24 protein-coding genes are annotated in these 22,552 nt (G+C 71.6%); 5 read left to right on the top strand and 19 right to left on the bottom strand.

Features of this window, described 5'->3' with window-relative positions; all coding sequences use genetic code 11:
* Positions 1 to 98: 98 nt before the first annotated feature.
* Both AB0M97_RS07145 and AB0M97_RS07140 read left to right on the top strand, forming a co-directional pair.
* Positions 99 to 1,403, top strand: a complete 1,305-nt coding sequence (locus AB0M97_RS07145; RefSeq protein WP_365959731.1) for a 3-oxoacyl-ACP reductase — start codon at positions 99 to 101, stop codon at positions 1,401 to 1,403.
* Positions 1,403 to 2,299 (top strand): MaoC/PaaZ C-terminal domain-containing protein, encoded by an 897-nt coding sequence (locus tag AB0M97_RS07140; protein ID WP_365959730.1) that lies wholly within the window; start codon positions 1,403 to 1,405, stop codon positions 2,297 to 2,299. The genes AB0M97_RS07145 and AB0M97_RS07140 overlap by 1 nt, the downstream gene beginning before the upstream one ends.
* Here AB0M97_RS07140 and AB0M97_RS07135 read toward each other — a convergent pair.
* The 11 genes from AB0M97_RS07135 to AB0M97_RS07085 all read right to left on the bottom strand — a co-directional run bounded on the left by AB0M97_RS07135 (position 2,269) and on the right by AB0M97_RS07085 (position 11,161).
* Positions 2,269 to 2,958 carry a TetR/AcrR family transcriptional regulator gene (locus AB0M97_RS07135; protein ID WP_365959729.1) on the bottom strand — a complete coding sequence of 230 codons (690 nt, stop codon included), beginning with the start codon at positions 2,956 to 2,958 and terminating at the stop codon, positions 2,269 to 2,271. The two genes, AB0M97_RS07140 and AB0M97_RS07135, sit on opposite strands and share 31 nt — an antisense overlap.
* 53 nt (positions 2,959 to 3,011) lie before the next feature.
* Complete coding sequence (locus AB0M97_RS07130; RefSeq protein WP_365959728.1) at positions 3,012 to 4,313, bottom strand: dicarboxylate/amino acid:cation symporter; 1,302 nt, start codon at positions 4,311 to 4,313, stop codon at positions 3,012 to 3,014.
* Between the two features lie 54 nt (positions 4,314 to 4,367).
* Positions 4,368 to 4,469 (bottom strand): putative leader peptide, encoded by a 102-nt coding sequence (locus tag AB0M97_RS07125; RefSeq protein WP_336621081.1) that lies wholly within the window; start codon positions 4,467 to 4,469, stop codon positions 4,368 to 4,370.
* 151 nt (positions 4,470 to 4,620) lie between these two features.
* Positions 4,621 to 4,920, bottom strand: a complete 300-nt coding sequence (locus AB0M97_RS07120) for a DUF4229 domain-containing protein (protein WP_365959727.1) — start codon at positions 4,918 to 4,920, stop codon at positions 4,621 to 4,623.
* Between the two features lie 121 nt (positions 4,921 to 5,041).
* Positions 5,042 to 5,566, bottom strand: coding sequence for a GNAT family N-acetyltransferase (locus AB0M97_RS07115; protein WP_365959726.1), 525 nt, complete (start codon positions 5,564 to 5,566; stop codon positions 5,042 to 5,044).
* An 84-nt stretch (positions 5,567 to 5,650) separates the two neighbouring features.
* Complete coding sequence (locus AB0M97_RS07110) at positions 5,651 to 6,298, bottom strand: UdgX family uracil-DNA binding protein (RefSeq protein WP_365959725.1); 648 nt, start codon at positions 6,296 to 6,298, stop codon at positions 5,651 to 5,653.
* Positions 6,299 to 6,356: 58 nt separating this feature from the next.
* On the bottom strand, positions 6,357 to 7,520 hold the full coding sequence (gene mqnE, locus AB0M97_RS07105; protein WP_365959724.1) for an aminofutalosine synthase MqnE: 1,164 nt from the start codon (positions 7,518 to 7,520) through the stop codon (positions 6,357 to 6,359).
* A 50-nt stretch (positions 7,521 to 7,570) separates the two neighbouring features.
* Positions 7,571 to 8,026 (bottom strand): Lrp/AsnC family transcriptional regulator, encoded by a 456-nt coding sequence (locus AB0M97_RS07100; protein ID WP_324935193.1) that lies wholly within the window; start codon positions 8,024 to 8,026, stop codon positions 7,571 to 7,573.
* A gap of 72 nt (positions 8,027 to 8,098) precedes the next feature.
* Positions 8,099 to 8,773: a UbiX family flavin prenyltransferase gene (locus AB0M97_RS07095; protein ID WP_365959723.1), complete on the bottom strand. Its 675-nt coding sequence runs from the start codon at positions 8,771 to 8,773 to the stop codon at positions 8,099 to 8,101.
* 31 nt (positions 8,774 to 8,804) lie between these two features.
* Positions 8,805 to 9,707: a menaquinone biosynthesis prenyltransferase MqnP gene (mqnP, locus tag AB0M97_RS07090; RefSeq protein WP_365959722.1), complete on the bottom strand. Its 903-nt coding sequence runs from the start codon at positions 9,705 to 9,707 to the stop codon at positions 8,805 to 8,807.
* Positions 9,704 to 11,161 carry a menaquinone biosynthesis decarboxylase gene (locus AB0M97_RS07085; RefSeq protein WP_365959721.1) on the bottom strand — a complete coding sequence of 486 codons (1,458 nt, stop codon included), beginning with the start codon at positions 11,159 to 11,161 and terminating at the stop codon, positions 9,704 to 9,706. The genes mqnP and AB0M97_RS07085 overlap by 4 nt, the downstream gene beginning before the upstream one ends.
* Before the next feature lie 89 nt (positions 11,162 to 11,250).
* Between AB0M97_RS07085 and AB0M97_RS07080 the strand changes: the two genes are divergently transcribed.
* Positions 11,251 to 11,577: a PLD nuclease N-terminal domain-containing protein gene (locus AB0M97_RS07080; RefSeq protein ID WP_365959720.1), complete on the top strand. Its 327-nt coding sequence runs from the start codon at positions 11,251 to 11,253 to the stop codon at positions 11,575 to 11,577.
* Between the two features lie 154 nt (positions 11,578 to 11,731).
* Complete coding sequence (locus AB0M97_RS07075; RefSeq protein ID WP_365959719.1) at positions 11,732 to 13,132, top strand: condensation domain-containing protein; 1,401 nt, start codon at positions 11,732 to 11,734, stop codon at positions 13,130 to 13,132.
* Positions 13,133 to 13,169: 37 nt separating this feature from the next.
* On the opposite strand, the gene ccsB is transcribed toward AB0M97_RS07075, so the two are convergent.
* The 7 genes from ccsB to hemL all read right to left on the bottom strand — a co-directional run bounded on the left by ccsB (position 13,170) and on the right by hemL (position 20,940).
* Entirely contained in the window at positions 13,170 to 14,267 is a 1,098-nt protein-coding gene (ccsB, locus tag AB0M97_RS07070) for a c-type cytochrome biogenesis protein CcsB (protein ID WP_365959718.1), read from the bottom strand.
* The gene (locus tag AB0M97_RS07065) at positions 14,264 to 15,970 is read right to left on the bottom strand and encodes a cytochrome c biogenesis protein ResB (protein ID WP_365959717.1); all 1,707 of its coding nucleotides are present in this window, start codon (positions 15,968 to 15,970) and stop codon (positions 14,264 to 14,266) included. The genes ccsB and AB0M97_RS07065 overlap by 4 nt, the downstream gene beginning before the upstream one ends.
* Before the next feature lie 3 nt (positions 15,971 to 15,973).
* Positions 15,974 to 16,744: a cytochrome c biogenesis protein CcdA gene (locus AB0M97_RS07060; RefSeq protein ID WP_365959716.1), complete on the bottom strand. Its 771-nt coding sequence runs from the start codon at positions 16,742 to 16,744 to the stop codon at positions 15,974 to 15,976.
* Position 16,745: 1 nt separating this feature from the next.
* The gene (locus AB0M97_RS07055) at positions 16,746 to 17,378 is read right to left on the bottom strand and encodes a TlpA disulfide reductase family protein (protein WP_365959715.1); all 633 of its coding nucleotides are present in this window, start codon (positions 17,376 to 17,378) and stop codon (positions 16,746 to 16,748) included.
* A gap of 66 nt (positions 17,379 to 17,444) precedes the next feature.
* Positions 17,445 to 18,728 (bottom strand): hypothetical protein, encoded by a 1,284-nt coding sequence (locus AB0M97_RS07050; protein WP_365959918.1) that lies wholly within the window; start codon positions 18,726 to 18,728, stop codon positions 17,445 to 17,447.
* 164 nt (positions 18,729 to 18,892) lie between these two features.
* Positions 18,893 to 19,540 (bottom strand): histidine phosphatase family protein, encoded by a 648-nt coding sequence (locus AB0M97_RS07045; RefSeq protein WP_365959917.1) that lies wholly within the window; start codon positions 19,538 to 19,540, stop codon positions 18,893 to 18,895.
* An 83-nt stretch (positions 19,541 to 19,623) separates the two neighbouring features.
* Entirely contained in the window at positions 19,624 to 20,940 is a 1,317-nt protein-coding gene (gene hemL / locus AB0M97_RS07040; RefSeq protein WP_365959714.1) for a glutamate-1-semialdehyde 2,1-aminomutase, read from the bottom strand.
* 348 nt (positions 20,941 to 21,288) lie between these two features.
* On the opposite strand from hemL, the gene AB0M97_RS07035 reads away from it, so the two are divergent.
* A complete protein-coding gene (locus tag AB0M97_RS07035) occupies positions 21,289 to 21,927 on the top strand; it encodes a hypothetical protein (protein ID WP_365959713.1) in 639 nt (212 codons plus the stop codon).
* A 57-nt stretch (positions 21,928 to 21,984) separates the two neighbouring features.
* Here AB0M97_RS07035 and AB0M97_RS07030 read toward each other — a convergent pair whose 3' ends face one another.
* Positions 21,985 to 22,506, bottom strand: a complete 522-nt coding sequence (locus AB0M97_RS07030; protein ID WP_365959712.1) for a hypothetical protein — start codon at positions 22,504 to 22,506, stop codon at positions 21,985 to 21,987.
* Between the last annotated feature and the right edge of the window lie 46 nt (positions 22,507 to 22,552).

The following is a 22,552-nucleotide window of genomic DNA, read 5'->3' as shown; positions in this document are numbered from 1 at the left end:
TGACCTCCGTACCATAGGCTTACCTACGGTAACCTTACTCCACGGTAAGGATTTCGGGGACCGTCGGGACCGCACCGACCGCATCTGGGGAGTTGGACATGGCCGACCGCTATCTGAGCTTCACCGGCACCGCGCCCGGCCGCTTTCTGACCCGCCGCCTCGGCCTGCCGCAACCGGCGCCGCTGGCCCGCTGGTCCGCCGAGCGGCCCGCGCTGAGCGGCGGCCTGCTCCACCTCACCGCAGGCACGTCCGGCCTCGGCCTCGGGCCGGTCCTCGCCCGCACCGGACTCGGCGCCGACGACACCGGCAGGCCCGCCGCCGTCGTCCTGGACGCCACCGGGGTGCGGGACGTCGACGGGCTCGCCGACGTCCACGCGGCCCTGCACCCGGTCGTACGGTCCGTCGCCGACAGCGGACGCGTCCTCGTGCTGGGCGCGCCGCTCGACCCCGCCGACCACCACCAGGCCGCCGCCCAGCAGGCCCTGGAGGGCTTCACGCGCTCGCTCGGCAAGGAGATCGGCCGCGGCAGGACCGTCAACCTCGTCCGCCTCACCGACGCGGACGCCGCCGAGTCCACCCTGCGCTTCCTGCTCTCCCCCCGGTCCGCCTACGTCAGCGGCCAGGTCGTCGAGGTCGGGGCGGGCCCGGCGACACCCCCGGACGACTGGGGCCGCCCCCTGTCCGGCCGCACCGCCCTCGTCACCGGCGCCGCCCGCGGCATCGGGGCGGCGGTCGCCGAGACGCTGGCCCGGGACGGCGCCCACGTCGTCGTGCTCGACGTGCCGGGGGCCGAGGCGGACGCCCGCGAGGTCGCCGGACGGCTCGGCGGCACCGCCCTCGCCCTGGACATCACGGCCGCCGACGCGGGCGAGCGCATCGCCGCCGCGCTCCCCGACGGCCTGCACGTCCTCGTCCACAACGCGGGCATCACCCGGGACCGGCGGCTGGTCAACATGCCCGCCGAGCGCTGGAGTTCCGTCCTCGACGTCAACCTGGCGAGCGTCCTGCGCACCACCGACGCGCTGCTCGCCTCCGGCACCCTGCGCCCCGGCGGCCGGATCGTCGCCACCGCGTCCATCGCCGGCATCGCGGGCAACGCGGGCCAGACCAACTACGGCGCCGCCAAGGCGGGCATCGTGGGCCTGGTCCGTTCCCTCGCGCCGCGGGCCCTGGAGGAGCACGGCGTGACGGTCAACGCCGTGGCGCCCGGCTTCATCGAGACGAGGATGACGGCCGCCGTACCGCTGCTCATCCGCGAGGCGGGCCGCCGTATGAACTCCCTCGCCCAGGGCGGCCTGCCCGCCGACGTCGCCGAGACCACCGCCTGGCTCGCCCACCCCGCCTCCGGCGCGGTCAACGGCCAGGTCGTGCGGGTCTGCGGCCAGAGCCTGCTGGGGGCCTAGTGACCGCCCCGGCCGCGTTCACCGTCCTCACCGACTCCCCCGCCCTGGCGCCGCTCCTCGCGCGCGGCGCGCTGCTGTCCCCGTTCCGGCGCCCGCGCCCCGACGCGGACTTCCCGCGCGCCCGGCTCGTCCTGCCCGGCCTGCGCGTCGACCAGGCACGGCTCGCCGCCTACGAGCGGGTGTGCGGCTTCCCTACCGGGGACGACGCTCTGCCGGTGACGTATCCGCACGTCCTCGGCTTCCCGCTCGCCATGCGGCTGATGAGCGACCGCGCCTTCCCGCTGCCGCTGCTCGGGCTGGTCCACACGTCGATCGAGATCACCCGCCGCACCCGTCTGACGACCGCAGACCCCTACGAACTCGCCGTCCACGTCGAGGGACTGGCGCCGCACCGGCGCGGCACGGAGGCGGCCGTCGTGACCGAGGCGCGGGTCGCGGGACAGGTCGTGTGGGAGTCACGCAGCACGTATCTGGCCCGGCACGGCGGGCCGGGCGGCGCGGAGACGGAAACGTCACGCGAGTCCTACGGCCGCGGCGAGCCCGGCGAATCCGCCGGCCCCGCCCAGCCCCCGTCCCCCCTCCCCCCGCTCACCCACTGGCGTCTCGGCGCCGACGTCGGGCGTCGTTACGGTGCCGCCTCCGGTGACCGCAACCCCATCCACCTGCACCCGCTCACCGCCCGCCTGTTCGGCTTCCCGCGTCCCGTCGCGCACGGCATGTGGACGGTGGCCCGGTGCCTGGCCGAGCACGGGACGCCGGACGCGGTCGCGGTGCGGGCCCGGTTCCGGGCGCCGGTGCTGCTGCCGGGGACGGTGACGTACGCGGCGCGGGACGGGCGCTTCGAGTTGCGCGGCGGGGAGCGCCGTCACGTCAGCGGGACGGTCTCCCCGCTCTGAGCGGCCGGCGTGCCGCTGTCGCCGGGCGGCGCCCAGGGCCGTCCGTCCATCAGGTTCCCCAGGCCCGCCCACGCGAAGTTCATCAGTGTCGCCGCGGCCTGCCCGGCGGTGACGCCCGGGGTGGCGTTGGCCCAGTCGGCGAGCGCCTCGGCGGCGCCGACGAGGGCTTCGGCGAGCCCGGCGACCTCGCGCTCGGGCAGGTCGGGGTCGCGGTGCGCGTCCCGCGCGGCGGCCACGATGAGCTGTGTCACGAACGCGACGATCTCCTCGCGCATCGCGGCGACCTCGGCGGCGAACGGCTCGCCGTGCGTGCGGGCCTGGAGGTGCAGCACCACCCAGCCCTCGGGGTGCCGGGCGGTGTGTGTGAAGAACGCCCGCAGCCCGTCCCACAGTTGCCGGTCGGCGGGCGTGCCGGGGCGGACCCCGGCGCGCACCGCCTCGGTGAGCGCCCTCGCCTCACGGCGGATGCAGGCGGTGAACAGGTCTTCCTTCGAGTTCAGGTAGAGATATACCAACGGCTTGGACACGCCCGCGAGTTCGGCTATCTCGTCCATCGACGCGGCCATGTACCCCCGGCGGCCGAAGATCTGTACGGCGGCGTCCAGCATCTGCTGTTCGCGGACCGCACGCGGCATCCGCTTGGTCTTCACGGCACCCATACCGTCAGCGTACGGTCCGCCCGGCGTCGTCCGGGCCGTCGCCGCCGCATCGGTCAGGCAGTTGCCACCACGGGTTGCGGCTCGTCCACGGGCGAGCTGCCGACCGCGGCGTAGGCGTCCCGGTCGAGGATGCCCTCACGGGCGGAGACGATGACGGGCACCAGGGCCTGGCCGGCGACGTTCGTGGCGGTCCGCATCATGTCCAGGATCGGGTCGATGGCCAGCAGCAGGCCGACGCCCTCCATGGGCAGGCCGAGCGTGGACAGGGTCAGGGTGAGCATGACCGTCGCGCCGGTGAGCCCGGCGGTGGCGGCGGAGCCGATCACCGAGACGAACGCGATCAGCAGGTAGTCGCCGACGCCGAGCGGGATGTCGAAGATCTGGGCGACGAAGATCGCGGCGATCGCCGGGTAGATCGCGGCGCAGCCGTCCATCTTGGTGGTCGCGCCGAACGGCACGGCGAAGGACGCGTACTCCTTCGGCACGCCGAGGCGCTCGGTGACCTTCTGGGTGAGCGGCATGGTGCCGACGGAGGAGCGGGAGACGAAGGCCAGCTGGATGGCGGGCCAGGCGCCCTTGAAGAACTGGACGGGGCCGACCTTGGCGACGGTGGCGAGCAGCGCCGGGTAGACCCCGAAGAGGACCAGCGCGCAGCCGACGTAGATGTCGGCGGTGAAGGTGGCGTACTTCCCGATCAGGTCCCAGCCGTAGCTGGCGATGGCGTTGCCGATGAGGCCGACGGTGCCGAGCGGGGCGAGGCGGATGACCCACCACAGGGCCTTCTGGAGGAGTTCGAGGACGGACTCGCTCAGGGTGAGGATCGGCTGGGCCTTCTCGCCGAGCTGGAGGGCGGCGATGCCGGCGACGGCGGCCATGAAGACGATCTGGAGGACGTTCAGCTCGGTGAACGGCGTGATGACGTCGGTGGGGACGATGCCGGTGAGGAAGTCGATCCAGGAGCCGGTGGTCTCGGGCTTCGCCCCGTCCTTGGGGCTGAGGCCGGTGCCCGCGCCGGGGTTGGTGACCAGGCCGATGACGAGGCCGATGGCGACCGCGATCAGTGACGTGATCATGAACCAGAGGAGGGTGCGCGAGGCCAGCCGGGCCGCGTTGTTGACCTTCCGCAGGTTGGTGATGGAGACGAGGATCGCGAAGAAGACGAGCGGGGCGACGGCCAGCTTCAGCAGGCCGACGAAGGTGCTGCCGATCTTGTCGAGGGTCGTGACGAGCCAGCCGAGGTCCTGGCTGCGGGCGAGCCAGCCGAGCAGGACGCCGAGGACGAGACCGCCGAGTATCTGGGCCCAGAAGGGCACCTTGGGCAGCGGGAAGGACTTCGTGTTCGTGGACACGGACATGCTCCGTCGGGGATGCGCGGGGTGAACTGACGTGGAGGACGGCGGGGAAGGACGTCAGGGACGACAGGTCGCGGACGCGCACCGGCAGAGGTCCACGTGCAGGCGCGCCACGAGCGGAACGCTCGGGGGTGTGCGGGGCGCGGCTGCGGGCTTCATGAGAACGACTTTAACACCGGAGCTTTGGGGCACTCAAAGCCTGGCTTTGAGAGGCTGGACACGTCGGCCGCCCGCACAATGCAAAGCGCCCCGGTTTTTCCGGTCATGACCGGAAAAACCGGGGCGCCGCGCAGTCGCCGCCCGGTGGGGCCTACGAGGTGTGGCCCTGCGCGCGGGCCGCGTCGTCGGCGCCGTCCTCCTGGCTGCGGCTGGCCTCGAAGCCGGCCTTCACGCGGTCCATCTTGTGCACGATCTGCTCGGAGGCCCGGTCGCGCTCCTTGCGCAGCGCCACGAAGCTGATCGGCGCGGAGACCACCAGGGCGAGCAGGATGATCCACATGCCGTTGGACTCGCCGAGGCCGCGCGGGAAGACGCCGAAGTGGACGAGGCCCCAGACGACCACGAGGCAGCCCACGAAGATCCCCAGGCGCATCAGTGTGTAGCGGAGCATCTCAATCCACTCTTTCGTTCCCAATGGTCTTCCGGGGGACAGGGTCTCCCGGGCGCACTCTCCAGTGAAGCACGCCGGAAGACGGATCTTGTACGGGGGGCGCGGGCCGGCTGTGCGGGGCTCAGGTCAGCGGCAGCAGCATGACGATGTCGTCGCGGTCGTCGCCCGGTGCGACGCGGATCGCCCCGGGGACGCGGCCGACCTCCTTGTAGCCGCAGGAGCCGTAGAACCGCTCCAGGCCGAGGCCGCCGCGGCAGGTCAGCCGGATCGCCTCGATGCCGTCGATGCGGCGGGCGGCGTCGGCCGCGGCGGCCAGCAGGTCGCGGCCGTAGCCCTTGCCCTGGTGCCGCGGGTGCACCATCACGGTGTAGAGCCACAGCCAGTGGGTCATCAGCCGGTGGGTGTTGAAGGTGAGGAACGCCGTGGCGGCCACCCGTCCCGCCTCGTCGTGGCCGACGAGGAGCCTGGAGCGTCCCTCGGCCGCCGCCGCGAAGTGCTTGACCAGTTCGGGCCGGACGTCCTCCCGCGTCACGGGCGGGACGAAGCCGACGGCTCCGCCCGCGTTGGACGCGTCGGTCCACAGGTCGAGAAGCCCGTCGCGCAGCTCGGGCGTGACGGCCGGATCGAGAGTGAAGGTAAGGGACATGCGGCGACACTAGGCATTACGATGTGTGCGGCTCAACGCCGTTTCGCCCAACGGACACCGAACACCGGGCGGCGCCCCGCACCCTCACCCCAGGGCCCGTGCCGCCACCTTGAGGTCGGACAGCAGTCCCTGGTAGGCGGCCTCGCGGTCGTCCGCCCGCAGCACCGACGAGGGGTGCACGGTCGGCACCAGCCGCTCGGGGCGCCCGTGGATCTCCTCCTCCAGCACCGTCCCGCGCACCTGCGTGACCCGGAACGACGAGCCGAGCAGCGCCTTCCCGGCCGTGGCGCCGAGCACCACGATCAGCTCGGGCCGGACGACGGCCAGCTCGGCGGCCAGCCACGGCCCGCAGGCGGTCGTCTCGCGCAGGGTGGGCGCCTTGTGGACACGGCGCTTGCGGGGCTCGGCCTGCGTGAACTTGAAGTGCTTGACGGCGTTGGTGACGTACGCCTCCGCCGGGTCCATGCCGGCCTCCTCCAGCGCCCGGTCCAGGAGCTTGCCGGCGGGGCCGACGAAGGGCCTGCCCTGCCGGTCCTCCTGGTCACCGGGCTGCTCACCGACGAGCATCACGCGGGCGTCGGCGCCGCCCGCGCCGAACACGGTCTGCGTGGCGTCCCGGTGCAGCGGGCAGCCGCGGCAGCCGGCGGCGGCCTCCCGGAGAGCGGCGAGACCGCCGCCGTCCGGGACGAAGGGCTCGGCGGTGTACTGATCCTCGGGAACCTTCGTGGGCATGCGGCCCGAGTACCCGGATACGGCTGCACCCCGCACACGGACGACGGCCCGGCGCGACTCACACCCGCATCGGCTGCGGCGACTCCCGGCGCTCCGGGTCGGGACCCTCGTACTCCCGGATGATCTCGTACCGCGTGTTCCGCTCCACCGGCCGGAAACCGGCGTCGCGGATCAGGTCCAGCAGGTCCTCGCGGGTCAGCTTGTTCGGCGTGCCGTAGTTGTCCGCGTCGTGCGTGATCTTGTACTCGACGACCGAGCCGTCCATGTCGTCCGCGCCGTGCTGGAGCGCGAGCTGGGCGGTGTGCAGGCCGTGCATCACCCAGAAGACCTTGACGTGCGGGACGTTGTCGAACAGCAGCCGCGACACGGCGAACGTCTTCAGGGCCTCCGCGCCGGTCGCCATCTGCGTCCGGGCCTGGAGGCGGTTGCGGATCTTGCCGTCCTTCATGTCCACGAAGTCGTGCTGGTAGCGCAGCGGGATGAAGACGTGGAAGCCGCAGGTCTCGTCCTGCAGCTCACGCAGCCGCAGCACGTGGTCCACGCGGTGCCGGGGCTCCTCGATGTGGCCGTACAGCATGGTGCACGGGGTCTTCAGGCCCTTCTCGTGCGCCAGGCGGTGGATGCGGGACCAGTCCTCCCAGTGGGTGCGGTGGTCCACGATGTGCTGCCGGACCTCCCAGTCGAAGATCTCCGCGCCGCCCCCGGTCAGCGACTCCAGGCCGGCGTCGATCAGCTCGTCCAGGATCTCGCTCGCGCTCAGCCCGGAGATCGTCTCGAAGTGGTGGATCTCCGTGGCCGTGAAGGCCTTCAGGGACACGTCCGGCAGGGCGGCCTTCAGCTCGCGCAGGGAGCGCGGGTAGTACCGCCAGGGCAGATTCGGGTGCAGGCCGTTGACGATGTGCAGCTCGGTGAGGTTCTCCCCCTCCATCGCCCTGGCCAGCTCGACGGCCTCCTCGATGCGCATCGTGTACGCGTCCTTCTCGCCCGGCTTGCGCTGGAAGGAGCAGTAGGCGCAGGACGCGGTGCACACGTTCGTCATGTTGAGGTGACGGTTCACGTTGAAGTGGACGACGTCGCCGTTCTTCCGCGTCCGCACCTCGTGGGCGAGCCCGCCGAGCCAGGCCAGGTCGTCCGACTCGTACAGTGCGATGCCGTCCTCGCGGGTCAGCCGCTCACCGGAGCGGACCTTCTCCTCCAGCTCGCGCTTGAGCCCGACGTCCATGCCGCCACCTCTCCTCGATCCAAGCCTCGGTCAACCGTACGCCCTGCCCGTCAGGCCTCCTCGGGCAGCTCACCCACCCGGTTCTCCCACTTCGTGGAGAGCACGATGGTGGTGCGGGTCCGGGAGACGCCCTTGGTGCCGCTGAGCCGGCGGATGATCTTCTCCAGGCCGTCGACGTCCGTGGCGCGCACCTTGAGCATGAAGGAGTCGTCGCCCGCGATGAACCAGCAGTCCTCGATCTCCGGCAGGTCCTTCAGCCGGCGGGCCACGTCCTCGTGGTCGGCGGCGTCGGACAGCGAGATGCCGATCAGGGCGATGACGCCGAGGCCGAGCGAGGCGGCGTCCACGGTGGCGCGGTAGCCGGTGATGACACCGGCCGCCTCCAGCCGGTTGATGCGGTCGGTGACGCTGGGTCCCGACAGGCCGACGAGGCGTCCCAGCTCCGCGTAGGAGGCCCGGCCGTTCTCCCTCAGGGCCTGGATGAGCTGCCTGTCCACCGCGTCCATGCGATTGAAGCCTTCCACTGAAATGGTCTGTTGAGAGGGTCCTGAACGTTGCTGAGGGGTGGCGCGCCGCACTCAGGTGGTGCGGCTCCCGCCGCCGATCTCGCCCTTCCAGCGGCGGTACAGGGTGTGTCCGACGCCCGCCGAGTCGAGGACGCGTCCGGCGACGAAGTCCACCAGGTCCTGGATGTGCGTCGCGCCCGCGTAGAAGGCCGGCGAGGCGGGCACCACGCTGGCGCCCGCGTCGTCCAGCGTCACCAGGTGCCGCAGGGTCTGCCCGCCCAGCGGGGTCTCGCGCACGGCCACCACCAGGGTGCGCCGCTCCTTGAGGGTGACGCTCGCCGCGCGCTGCAGCAGGTCCTTGGACAGGCCGAGCGCGACGCCCGCGACGCAGGCCGTGGAGGCGGGCACGATCAGCATGCCCTTGGCGGGGTACGACCCCGACGACGGCCCCGCCGCGAGGTCGCCCGCGGGCCAGTGCCGTACGCCCGTGAGGTCCACGGTGAAGGCGTCGGGCTTGCCGTCGGCGCCCCGCGCGAGCCATTCGCGCAGGTCGTCCCGCCAGTGGGCGTCACGGAAGGGGATGCCGGTCTCGTCCAGCAGGGTGAGCCGCGAGGCCCGGCTGACGACGAGGTCCACGCTCTCCCCGGCGTCGAGAAGCGCCCGCAGAACGGCAGCCGCGTACGGCGTCCCGGAGGCCCCGGACACCCCCACGATCCAAGGCGTGCGCTGCGTCTGTCCTGGCTTCATGACGTCGAGCCTAGCGGGCGGCTCGCATGGTTCAGACCGTCAGCCCGCGGACCAGGAGGTCGATCAGGGCGCACACGAAGAGGCTGATCCCGATGAAGCCGTTCGTCGAGAAGAACGCCCGGTTCAGGCGGGACAGGTCGTGCGGGCGGACGATGGAGTGCTCGTACACGAAGGCGCCCGCGACGATCAGCAAACCGAGCCAGAAGAAGGGGCCGGCTCCGGTGGCCACCGCGTACCAGGCGAACAGGGCCGTGGTGACGGCGTGGCAGCCGCGGGCGCCCCACACGGCGGCCGGGACGCCGAAGCGGGCGGGCACCGAGCGGACGCCGATGGCGCGGTCGGCGTCGACGTCCTGGCAGGCGTAGATCAGGTCGAAGCCGCCGATCCAGATGCCGACGGCCAGGCCCAGGATCACCGCGTCCCAGGACCAGCTGCCGGTGATGGCGAGCCAGCCGCCGATGGGCCCCATGGCCTGAGCGAGTCCGAGGATGGCCTGCGGGAAGTCCGTGAACCGCTTGCCGTAGGGGTAGACCACCATCGGGATCACGGCGACCGGGGCGAGGGCCAGGCACAGCGGGTTGAGCAGGGCCGCCGCGCCGAGGAAGACGGCGAGCGCGACGAGAGCGCCGGTCCAGGCGTGCTTCACGGACATCGCGCCGGTGACGAGTTCGCGGTGGGCCGTGCGCGGGTTGCGCGCGTCGATCTCGCGGTCGATGATCCGGTTCACGGCCATCGCGAAGGTCCTCAGGCCCACCATGCACACGGTGACCAGCAGGAGCTCGACCCAGTGGATGTTCCGGTCCCACCGGTACATCGCCGTCAGGGAGGCGATGTAGGCGAACGGCAGCGCGAAGACGGAGTGCTCGATCATGACGAGGCGCAGGAAGGCCCTCGTGCGCCCCGGCTGCGGGATCGCCGCGGAAGCCGGACTCACAGTCCGTACTCCTTCCAGCGGCGGTCGACCTTCGCCGCCGTGTCCGGGTCGGACAGCACCATGTCGGGCCAGCCGCCGTCCCGGATGTAGCCCTCCTCGGGCCACTTCTCCGTGGCGTCGATGCCCGCCTTGCCGCCCCAGAACTGCTGGTAGGAGGCGTGGTCGAGATGGTCGACGGGGCCTTCGACGACGCTGAGGTCGCGGGCGTAGTCGGTGTTGCCCAGGGCCCGCCAGGCGACCTCGTGCAGATCGTGCACGTCGCAGTCGGCGTCGACCACCACGATCAGCTTCGTCAGGGACATCATGTGCGCGCCCCAGATGGCGTGCATCACCTTCTGGGCGTGCTTGGGGTACTTCTTGTCGATCGAGACGATCGCGCAGTTGTGGAAGCCGCCGGCCTCGGGCAGGTGGTAGTCCACGATGTCGGGGACGATGATCTTCAGCAGCGGCAGGAAGAACCGCTCGGTGGCCCGGCCGAGCGGTCCGTCCTCCGTCGGGGGCCGCCCGACGACGATCGACTGCAGCAGCGGGCGCCTGCGCATGGTCACGCAGTCGATCTTCAGTGCGGGGAACGGTTCCTGCGGCGTGTAGAAGCCGGTGTGGTCGCCGAACGGACCCTCCGGCAGCATCTCGCCCGGCTCCAGCCAGCCCTCCAGCACGACTTCCGCCTGCGCGGGCACCTGGAGCGGCACGGTCCTGCAGTCGACCATCTCGATCCGCCTGCCCGCGACGAACCCGGCGAACAGGTACTCGTCGATGTCACCGGGCAGCGGCGCGGTGGCGGCGTAGGTGACGGCGGGCGGGCAGCCGAACGCGATGGCGACCGGCAGGCGTTCGCCGCGGCGGGCGGCGACCTGGTAGTGGTTGCGGCTGTCCTTGTGGATCTGCCAGTGCATGCCGATGGTGCGCCGGTCGTGCCGCTGGAGCCGGTACAGGCCGAGGTTGCGGATGCCGGTCTCGGGGTCCTTGGTGTGGGTCAGGCCCAGGTTGAAGAAGGAGCCGCCGTCCTTCGGCCACGTGAACAGCGCGGGCAGCTGCTCCAGGTCGACGTCCTCGCCGGTGAGGACGACCTCCTGCACGGGCGCGGAGCCGGACTTCACCTTCTTCGGCGGTACGTGCGTCATCGCGCCCAGCTTGCCGAACGCCTCGCGCACACCGACGAAGCCGTGCGGCAGCTCCGGCTTGAGCAGGCCGCCGATCTTGTCGGAGATCTCGCCGTACGACTTCAGGCCGAGGGCCTTGAGCAGGCGGCGGTCGGTGCCGTACACGTTCATCGCGAGCGGCATGCTCGCACCGCGTACGTTCTCGAAGAGGAGGGCGGGGCCGCCGGCCTTCTGCACCCGGTCGACGATCTCACCGACCTCCAGATACGGGTCGACCTCGGCCTTGATGCGCTTGAGGTCGCCCTCGCGCTCCAGCGCCCTGAGCAGGGAGCGAAGATCGTCGTAAGCCATGGGGCCCAGTATCCCTGAGCGGCTACCCTGGCCCTGTACCTGGGGGTCCCGCCGGGCCCCTACGACGACCGCTTCGCTGGAGAGGCCCCATGCTGCGGGTGCTGATGTTCCTCGTGCCACTGGCTCTGAGCGTGTACGCGTTCATCGACTGCATCAGCACGAAGGACGAGGACATCCGGCACATGCCCAAGCCCCTGTGGGCGATCCTCGTGCTGCTGTTCCCGCTGGTCGGCTCGGTCTCCTGGCTGATCGCCGGCAAGAAGCGCAGCCCGGCCGCCGAGGGCTGGTCCGGGATGCGCGCGGGCGGCGGCCGGTCCCGGCAGTGGGTGGCGCCCGACGACAACCCCGACTTCCTGAAGTCCCTCGACGACGACACGAAGGACGGCGGGCCGGACGACAAGCGGGACGAGGCCTGACAGGGAGTCCGGCACCACCGCGGGTCCGGGGCCTTCGCATCGCCGTTCGACCTGCCATCCGTTCCACGGAAAACTCACGACACGCCGGGTGCGGACTCGCCATCTCCGCTTTCCCTTGGTCGGGTCTGTGCACACCTGCGAACGGAGACGCCCCGTGCGAACGACCGACATCCAACGCTGCGAGGTCCGGCCCGGACGACTCGTCGAGTGGACGCTCAGCGCGGCGACCGTCGAGACCGCGGCAGGCCTGCCGGAGGACTCGCGGCCACCGGCGTACATCCAGGAGTCGCACATCAGGACCGCCCGCTCGGTGCGCGAGGACGGCCTGTTCGTGCCCACCTGGCTCGGCGCCGCCTTCGACATCCCGGGCCGCGTCGACCTGGACGCCCTCCAGGAGGCGCTGCGCGGCTGGACCCTGCGCCACGAGACGCTGCGCAGCGGCTTCCGCTGGGCCGGCGAGTCCGGCGACGAGATGCGCCGCTTCACGCTCGACGCCGACGCGGTGTCGCTGCAGCGCGAGGACGTCGGGGAGTTCACCGACGCCGCCGCGCTGGTGCGCCACCTCCAGCAGCGCTTCGACGAGACGGCGGACGCGCTGCGCTGGCCCAACCTCATCTACACGGCCGTCGTCCGGGACGACGGCACCAGCGTCTACATGGCCTTCGACCACAGCAACGTCGACGCCTACTCGGTGCACCGCATCCCGGCCGAGATCCACGAGCTGTACGCGGCGCAGGTCGAGGGCCGGCCCGTGGACCGGCGGCCCGCGGGCAGCTACGTCGATTTCTGCGAGGCCGAGCGCGCCGACGCCGACCGCATCGACGAGACCCACGAAGTGGTCGCCCGCTGGCGGGAGTTCATTCACCGGTGCGACGGCAGGCTGCCCGGCTTCCCCGTGGACCTCGGCCTGCGGCCCGGCGACCCGCTGCCGCGGCAGAAGATGCTGAGCGAGCCGCTGGTCGACGCGGCCGACGCCGCCGCCTTCGAGGCCCACTGCCGCCCCTTCGGCGGCAGCCTCGTCGGTGTCCTGGCCGCCACGGCCCTCATCGTCCACGAGATCGGCGGCCCGCCCGTCTACCGCACGGTCGTGCCGTTCCACACCCGCGCCAGGTCCCAGTGGGCCGACTCGGTCGGCTGGTACGTCGGCGGCGCGCCCCTGGAGATCCCGGTGGCCGAACTGCCCGACTTCACGGCCGCGCTGCGGGCGGTGCGCGCCGGGCTGCAGGCCAACCGGCGGCTCGCGCGGATGCCGCTGGCCCGCGTGCTGCGGCTGCTCGGCTCCGACTTCCGGCCGACGTCGCCCGACCTGTACTCGATCGTGTCGTTCGTCGACTCCCGCGCCATGCCCGGCGCCGAACGCTGGCCGGAGCTGAAGGCGTACGGGCTGATCCGGGTGTCGTACGGCGACCAGGTGTGCGCGTGGGTGAGCCGGCTCCACGAGGGCCTGTGGTTCGCCGGCCGCTACCCGGACACCGACGTCGCCCACAAGAACCTCCGGCTCTACACCGAGCGGCTGCGCGACATCATCACGAGCGTCGCGCGCGGCCTGGTGTGAACCGGACCACCCCGACCGGGCGTGGGGCCGGTCCGGCCTACACGCCCGCGTAGGAGTGCATGCCGGACACGAAGATGTTCACGCCGTAGTAGTTGAACAGCCAGCAGCCGAACGCGACCAGGGCCAGGTAGGCGGCCTTGCGGCCCTTCCAGCCGGCCGTGGCCCGGGCGTGCAGGTAGCAGGCGTAGGCGATCCAGGTGATGAAGGACCAGGTCTCCTTGGGGTCCCAGCCCCAGTAGCGGCCCCACGCGTCGCCCGCCCAGATGGCGCCCGCGATGATCGTGAAGGTCCACAGCGGGAAGACGGCGGCGTTGACGCGGTAGGCGAACTTGTCGAGGGAGGCCGCGGCGGGCAGCCGGTCCAGGACCGAGTCGGCGAACCGGCCGGGCGTGCCGCCGCCGGCCAGCTTGTTCTCGTAGCCGTCCTTGAACAGGTACAGCACCGTGGACATCGCGCCGACGTAGAACACCGCGCCGCAGAAGATCGCGGTGGAGACGTGGATGTAGAGCCAGTACGACTGGAGCGCCGGGACGAGCTGGTCGCTCTCCGTGTAGAGCACGGTCACGGCGAGCCCGAGGTCGAGCAGGACCGAGGTGATCAGCGGCAGGCCGAGCCAGCGGACGTTCTTCCTCAGGCCGAGCAGCGTGAGGTACACGCCGACGGCGACCGTCGAGAACGTGATGTTGAACTCGTACATGTTGCCCCACGGCGCCCGCTCCACCGACAGCGCGCGGGTGAGCACGCCGCCGAACTCGAGCAGGAAACCGAGGGCGGTCAGGGAGATCGCGATCCGGCCGTACAGGTCGCCCTGCTGGTCGCCGCCGTGCGCGCCGGGCCCGTCGGGCACGTCCCGGGTGCCGGAGGCGGACCGGACGACGACCTTGGGACGCTCCAGCACGGCGGTGCCGCCGGCCTGCTGCACCGTGACCGCCGGTCCGCTCCCGGCCTCGGCCTGCGGCTTCGCGGTGAGCGCGGCGGCCGTACGGCCCACCTTGCTGCGGCTGCCGAACAGCCATTCGGCGATGTACGCGAAGAAGGCCAGCGTGTAGACGGCCATCGCGGAGTAGATCAGCACGTTGCTGAGGTGCGCGAGGTTCTCGTTGGTCGCGGCGGCCAGGTCGGTTGCGGCAGTCACTGCTTGTCAGCCCCTTCGGCAGGTACGGCAGGGGAATCGGAGGGTTCGGGGTCGGGGGCGCCCGGCGCCCGCTCGTACAGGATCCCGGCGAGTTCGCCGAGTTCGTCGGGCACCTTGGCGGACTCGCTGCGGCCGAGCCCGGCCATCTCGACGACGGTGACGCCGTCGGCGCCCCTGACCGCGCGCACCCACACGCGGCGGCGCTGGATGAACAGGGAGGCGGCGAGGCCGAGGATCGCGGCGACGGACCCGGCGAGGGCCCAGCCGCTGGCGGGCTGCCGGGCGATCTGGAAACCGGCCCACTCCTTCACGCCGTCGAACGTGACGGTCCCGGCGCCGTTCGGCAGGGTCATGGTCTCGCCGATCTTGAGCTGCTTCTTGAACAGCTCGCCGTCGGAGTCCTTGAACTCCTTCAGGTTCTTCTTGTTCAGCTGGTACACGCTCTGCGGGACGCCCGAGTCGACGCCGAGGTCGCCGTGGTAGGCGGACAGCGCCAGCATCGGATTGATCAGCGCCGGGAACTGCGACAGCATCGTCGTGCCGTCGCCGCCGTGCGTGGGCAGGAAGAAGGCGTTGAAGCCGAGCTGCTCCCTGGCGCCCTTGGCGTTGCGGTAGCCGTCCATGACCTTGATGGCGCCGGAGGAGGTCACGTTGGCGTCCAGCGGCAGCAGCGGCACGGCCTCGCGGTCCATGACGACCTTGCCCCTGCCGTCCTTGACGGTGATGACCGGCGCGTAGCCGTGGCTGACCAGGTAGACCTTGGAGCCGCCGATCTCCAGCGGGTCGTTGACCTCGATGACGGTCCTCTTGTCCTTGCCGTAGGCGCCCACGCTGTAGGTGACCTCGGCCTGGAAGACGCGCGGGGTGCCGCGGTTGGGTCCGGTCGCCTCGTACGTGCCGGTGAAGTCCTTCAGCACGAAGCTGAACGGGTCCAGGTCGTCCTGCGCGAAGAGGCTGCCCGACCTGAAGTCGTCGTACTGGGTGAGCGTGTTGGCGAAGCCGTCGCCCTCCAGCACCAGCTTGTTGCCCTCGGACTTGAACAGCTGGCCCCAGGCGAAGGCGACCAGGATCACGATCAGCGCGACGTGGAAGACCAGGTTGCCCAGCTCCCGCAGGTAGCCCTTCTCGGCGGCGACGGCGTCACCGGCGACATGGGCGCGGAAGCGGCGCTTTCTCAGCAGCGCGAGGGCGGCCTCGCGGATCTCCTCGGGCGCGGCCTCGGTGCGCCAGGTGGTGTGGGCGGGCAGCCGGGTCAGGCGGCGCGGGGCGCCCGGCGGACGGCCGCGCAACTGGCCCACGAACTGCCAGGTGCGCGGCACGATGCAGCCGATGAGGGAGACGAACAGCAGGATGTAGATCGCCGAGAACCACACCGAGCTGTAGACGTTGAAGAGGCCGAGCTTGTCGTAGAGGGGCGCGAGCGTCTCGTGCTTGGCGCGGAACTCCTCGACCTTGGTGACGTCGGTGCCGGTCTGCGGGATCAGCGAGCCGGGGATCGCGCCGAGCGACAGCAGCAGGAGCAGCAGCAGCGCGACCCGCATCGAGGTGAGCTGGCGCCAGAACCAGCGGAGCCAGCCGGCGGCGCCCAGGGCGGGGAGGTTCGGTGCCTCCTCGGCGGGGGCGGTGGACAGCTGGGAGCCGGCCTCGCCGAGCTCCTGGTCGTCCTGGAGGGCCGGGGCCCTGTCGGTGGTGGTGTCGCTCATCGGTCAGATCCCCACAGTGAATCCGTTGGACCAGGTCTGCATCTGCTGCAGGATGCCGTCCCACACGCCGGTCAGCAGCAGCAGACCGGTCACGATCATCATGGTGCCGCCGACGCGCAGCACCCAGACGTAGTGGCGCTTGACCCAGCCGAAGGCGCCGAGGGCCTTGCGGAAGGCGACCGCGGCGAGGACGAAGGGGACGCCGAGGCCGACGCAGTACGCGACGGTCAGTACGGCGCCGCGGCCGGCGCTGGCCTCGCTGATGGCGAGCGCCTGCACGGAGGCGAGGGTCGGGCCGATGCAGGGCGTCCAGCCGATCCCGAACAGCGCGCCCAGCAGCGGCGCCCCGGCCAGGCCGGTGACGGGCCGCTTGTGGAACCGGAACTCGCGCTGGGACATCCACGGCAGGAGCCCCATGAAGAACACGCCCATGGCGATCATGAGCACGCCGAGCACCTTGCTCAGGACGTCGCGGTGCTCCTGGAGCGTGGAGCCGAAGTAGCCGAACAGGGCGCCGCCGGACACGAACACGGCGGTGAAACCGGCGACGAACAGGGAGGCGCCCGCCACCATCCGGCCGCGCCGGGCCTCCGCCAGGTCCGTGCCGGTGACCCCGGTCACGTACGACAGGTAGCCGGGGACGAGGGGCAGGACGCAGGGCGAGAAGAAGGAGACGAGACCGCCGAGCAGCGCGATGGGCAGGGCCACGAGCAGGGCGCCGTTGAGCACCGTGCCGTTGTAGCCCGCCTCGGCGAGCGTGGTGAGCGCGGTCACGTCACTTCTCCGCGAGGACCGGGTCGAGCATCGAGCGCAGCTTCTTCTCGCTGAGGGCCTGCAGGGCGCGCGCGGCGATTCTGCCCTCCCGGTCGACGATCAGGGTGGAGGGGACGGCCTGCGGGTTGAGCGTGCCCTTCTCGAAGCGGAGCATCAGCTTGCCGGTCGGGTCGTACAGGCTCGGGAAGGTGACACCCTGCTCCTCCTCGAAGGCGCGGGCCAGGCCGACGCTCGCGTCGCGGGTGTTGATGCCGACGAACTGGACGCCCTGGTCCTTGGTGTCCTGGTAGACCTTCTCGAAGTTCTTGGCCTCGAGCCGGCACGGCGCGCACCACGAGCCCCACACGTTGAGGACGACGACCTTGCCCCGGTAGTCGGCGACGTCGAGGTCACCGCCGTCCACGGTCCTGCCGGACAGGTCGGGGAGGGCGTCCCGCTCGCCCTTCCGCACGGTGGCGACGCCGTCGGCGCCGGTGACGAAGTTGGTGTTGCCGCCGCCGCCCGAGGTGCCGCCCGAGCTGCACGCGGACAGCAGCAGCGCCGCCACGGCGGCACCGGTCATCGTCAGGGCGGTACGGCGGCGGGTGCGGTCGGTGCGGTTCGAGCGCTGGGGGGCGCGGCTGGCGGCACTCATGTGAAAAGTTTCGCATGTCGCCACCGGGGATCTTGCGCACCCCCCTGGGGGAGGGAAACCCGCATTTCAGGCGGCGTTTTCGGGCTCCGGGGCGGGGTCGGCGGGGGTGGTGGAGCCTGCTGCCGGGAAGGCCCGCCGGCCGCCCGGGGGCCGCTGTCCCACGCCGAGGGTGCGGAGCCGGGCCAGCACCTCGGGCCGCTGCACGTCGAGCCAGTCGGTGAACTGCCGGAAGGAGACCAGCCGGACGTCCCCGCCCTTGTCCCGTTCGCGGGCGATGTGCTTGAGGGCCTCTTCCACGGCGTCCATGTAGATGCCGCCGTTCCACTGCTCGAAGTGGTTGCCGACGAAGAACGGTGCGCGATTGGTCTCGTATGCCCGCCTGAAGCCCGATATGTAGGCCTGGGTGGCCTGTTCACGCCAAGCCGGGTGGTGATGGGCGGGCGCGTTGGTGGAGTTCACGGACTGGTTCGCCAGGATGTTGTAGTCCATCGCGAGGACCTCGAAGCCGCGGCCCGGGAACGGTATCTGCTGCAACGGCAGGTCCCACAGCCCCTGCCGCTTGTCCGGCCAGATCTGGAGGCCGCCCGGCGACGAGGCGTCGTAGCGCCAGCCGAGCTCGCGGGCGGCGGGCAGCAGGTTGTCCCGGCCGAGCAGACAGGGCGTACGGGCGCCGGCGAGTTCCTTGTCGTAGTCGAACGGCAGCGACGGCAGGTCTCCCCAGCCGGTGTTCGTCCGCCACTCCTTCACGAACGACACCGCCTGGTCGGTCTCGCTGCGCCACTGCCGGGTCGTCCAGTGGGCGACCGAGCCCGGCCCGTCGCCGCAGAAGTGGCCGTTGAAGTGGGTGCCGATCTCGTGCCCGTCGAGCCAGGCGCGGCGGATGTTCACCAGCGTGTCCCGGATGTGGCCGTCGGTGAGGTAGCCGATGTCGGAGGCGCCGCGCGGGTTGTTCGGCGGGTGGTACAGGCGCTTCTTCGACTCGGGCAGCAGATACAGCCCGGAGAGGAAGAACGTCATGCGGGCGTCGTGCTCCCGCGCGAGGTCGAGGAAGCGCGGGAAGAGGCCGTTGCCGACCTCGCCGGCCCCGTCCCAGGAGAACACGACGAACTGCGGCGGGGTCTCACCCGGCTCCAGCGGCACGGGCGCGGCGGGCTGGCGGGGCTGCTTGCCGGTGTACGAGGTGGAGCCGTCGCCTATCGGCCGCGCCGCCCTGCCCGGCTCGTCCGGGCGGTCCTCGCGGGAACCGCCGGCACGGCTCGAGCCGTCGAGCCCGTGGGCGCCGCACGCCGTGAGTGAGGCTGCGGCGCCCGCGCCGAGTCCGAGCATTCCCCTGCGGGTGAGCGTGCGCATGGTGTCCCCGATCGTCACGTCCTCAGTGGGTCACCCACTGAGAGGACGCGATGATCGCGATCGTTCCCGGGAAATGCGCAGAGTCGGCAACAAGATGTCGCGGGTCGTGGGGGCGGCGACCCCGGCCCCGCCCGTGTGCTGCCTGTTCGCTGCCCGTGTGCCGCCTATGCCCCGAAGGCCTTGTCCTTCCCCTTCACCGGCCTGGCGCCGGCGAGCAGATGGGCCGGGACGAGATCGCGGGCGGGCTCCGTGTAGCCCACGGAAACGATCCTGTCGCCCTGGAACGTGAACGTCGTCAGGGACGCGAGCGTGCACTGCCGCTTGCGCGGGTCGTGCCACAGCCGGCGCCGCTCGACGTAGGACCGCACGATCCAGATGGGCAGCTGGTGGCTGACGAGCACGGCCTCGTGCCCGCGTGCCCGGTCCTTCGCGGCGTGCAGCGCGCCCATCATCCGCACCACCTGGTCGAGGTACGGCTCGCCCCAGGACGGCTTGAACGGGTTGACGAGGTGCCTCCAGTTGTCCGGCCTGCGCAGCGCGCCGTCCCCGACGCCGAAGGTCTTGCCCTGGAAGACGTTGTCGGCCTCGATGAGCCGCTCGTCGGTGTCCAGGTCCAGGCCGTGCGCCTTGGCGATCGGCGTCGCGGTCTCCTGCGCCCGCTCCAGCGGGGAGGAGGCGACGTACGTGACGTCCCGGGGGGCGAGGTGGTCGGCGACCCGGTCGGCCATCCGCCGGCCCAGCTCGGACAGGTGGTAGCCGGGCAGCCTGCCGTACAGGATGCCGTCCGGGTTGGCGACCTCGCCGTGCCGCATCAGGTGGACGACGGTGATGTCCTTGCCGTTGTCGCTCACGCGGTGGCCTCCGTCCTCGCCCACGAGGTCGCGTCCGTTCTCGCTCACGCGGTCGCCTCCGCCGCTGCCCGGGCCGCCGCCGGCAGGGCGTCGGCGATCCTCGCCAGGGCCTGCTCGTCGTGGGCCGTGGAGACGAACCAGGACTCGAAGGACGACGGCGGCAGGTAGACGCCGTGCGCCAGCATCGCGTGGAAGAACGCGGTGAAGCGGAAGGACTCCTGCGCCTTGGCGTCCTCGTAGTCGCGCACCGGCCGGTCGGTGAAGAACACGGAGAACATGTTGGACGCGCTCTGCACGGTGTGCGTGACGCCTTCCTTGGTCAGCGCCTCGGACACCATCGACTGGATCTGCGCCGACACGGTGTTGAGCCTCGCGTAGGCGGCGTCGTCGAGCAGCCGCAGCTGGGCGAGCCCGGCGGCGGTGGCGACCGGGTTCCCGGAGAGGGTGCCGGCCTGGTAGACGGGCCCGGCCGGCGCGAGGTGCGCCATGACGTCGGCGCGCCCGCCGAACGCGGCGGCCGGGAATCCGCCGCCCATGACCTTCCCGAAGGTCATCAGGTCGGGCACGACGCCGTCGACGCCGAACCACCCGGCGCGGCTGGTGCGGAAGCCGGTCATCACCTCGTCGGAGACGTACAGCGCGCCGTTCGCGGCGCAGGCGTCCTTGAGGCCCTGGTTGAAGCCGGGCATCGGCGGCACGACGCCCATGTTCCCGGGCGACGCCTCGGTGATCACGCAGGCGATCTCGCCGGGGTGGGCGGCGAAGGCGGCGTGCACGGCGTCCAGGTCGTTGTACGGCAGCACGATGGTGTCGCCGGCCTGGGCGCCGGTGACGCCCGGGGTGTCCGGCAGCGCGAACGTGGCGACGCCGGAGCCGGCCGAGGCGAGCAGCGAGTCGACGTGCCCGTGGTAGCACCCGGCGAACTTGACCACCTTGGAGCGGCGGGTGAAGCCGCGGGCGAGCCGGATCGCGGACATGGTGGCCTCGGTCCCGCTGGACACCAGCCGAACCTGCTCCAGCGGCCCGACACGGCCGACCATCTCCTCGGCGAGCGCGACCTCGCCCTCACCGGGCGTGCCGAAGGAGGTGCCGCGCGCGACGGCGGCCTGCACGGCGGCGACGACCTCCGGGTGGGAGTGCCCGAGGATCATCGGGCCCCAGGAACACACCAGGTCGACGTACTCGCGTCCGTCGGCGTCGGTCAGATACGGCCCGGTGCCGGACACCATGAACCGGGGCGTGCCGCCGACGGCGCGGAAGGCCCGCACCGGGGAGTTCACGCCGCCGGGCGTGACGGCCGCCGCACGGTCGAACAGAGCCTGCGAGCCCGGTGCTTCGTATGGATATGCCAGTTCGCTCATGACCTGCGACTTCTCCGACCTTCTCCGACTGCTCTCGGACTCCGGTCCGACCGCTTTCGGACTCCGGGTTGCCAGTGACCTCCTCAGGGTAGGCCCCCGGGCCGGCCGTACCTTCCCCAGGACCGGCCCACTCCCCGTCTCATCTGCGAGACTGGGGCCTGATACACAGAGCTCACACGGGCGTGATGTTCCGGCGTGGTGTTCAGGCCTGCGGCGTCCCCTTGCGGCGCCCCGCGGAGAGATGGTTCAGCGCACGTTTCGGCGGGCGGCCGTGGGGGAGGTCACTGACACGATGATCGGGTTGCGCGGCGGGGGACACGCGTCCTGGAAAAGCAGTCGGGTGGAGATATGCATCGCGGTGGCGGACTGGGCGAGGGGACTGACGACCTGGGTCCTCGACGTGCCCGGCGGGGCAGGCACCGGCGCGACGCGGAGGACACGGCCGAGGCACGTCAGGCACACGGGGCACCGGGTGAGCCCGAACCGGTCGACCGGCGGCTCGACCGCGGGACGGACCGTCCGAGGGCGAGGAGCGGGAAGGGTGGTCGGGTGGGGGTGACGTACAAGTACTTCGGCGCGCCCGACGGCGCGACCGCGGCCCGTGTCCCGATCTCGATGCGCCCCGAGGAACTCGGCGGCGACGAGCTCGGCATGAACGGCATGTTCACCAAGATCAAGCCGGAGACCGTGGCAGCCATGGTCCTGACCGGCATAGAGGGCGTCCCCCTGCACCGCGTCCCGCCCCTGGAACTGGTCGTCCTCCACCCCGACTACGCGGTCGTCAAACTCCCCATGACGGTCGTCGACCCCTTGCGCGGCATCGGCGAGGAGGCGGTCGGCGCGGCGGCGTTCATCTGGTCGACGGTCCCGGACCGGGGCGGTCCGCGGGACGCGTTCAACGTGTACCAGTTGCTGCACGAGTGGCAGGACTTCAGCCATCGGTTGCACGAGGCGGGGCATCAGGCTTATTGCTTGGTCTGGCCCTGAGGGGGATCGAGGGGCAGGTGCCCCGGACAGTCGGCCGGGCCACGAACCCCTGACAGGTCACCCCCGCCGGGGCACAGGACCCACGTCGGCGTGGCGGCCGGGGCGCAGGGCGGCGTGGCGTTGTCCGGGGCCGGGGCCCGACCGGGCGGCCAGGGCGTCGGCCACGGCGCCGGTGGCGAAGGCGTACACCGCCTTGTGGAGCAGGTCGACGACGAGTTCGCGGCGCGGCCAGGTCGGGGGCGGGGCGCCGACGCCGGTGGCGTTCTCCAGGATCTGGTCGTTGGTGACCCGGACGACGGCGAACTGCGCCGACGACCAGGGTCCGCGCAGCCCGGCGTGCGACATCACCGACCGCAGGACACCGAGCAGGGCGCCCTGACCCACGTGCATGGCCAGGTTCACCGGCACGGGCTGGCGGCCGGGACGCTCCCGCATGCCGGTCAGGCGTTCCATGGTGCGGGCGGGGACGTGGGAGTCGGGCCGGCCGGTGAGCCGTTGCTCCGCCTTCTCGCCCAGCGTCATCACCAGCACTCCGGTCGTGCCGGCCACCAGCCCTTGCCACAGTGCGCGCTTCATCATGCGGCGGCGAGTACCCAGGGCTCCCCGGCTCACCTGTTTCTCCGGC

The sequence above is a fragment of the Streptomyces sp. NPDC051207 genome, from assembly GCF_040682395.1.
GTDB lineage: Bacteria > Actinomycetota > Actinomycetes > Streptomycetales > Streptomycetaceae > Streptomyces.
Note: the sequence above shows the minus strand (reverse complement) of the source record. Positions and strands in the feature narration are given on the sequence as shown.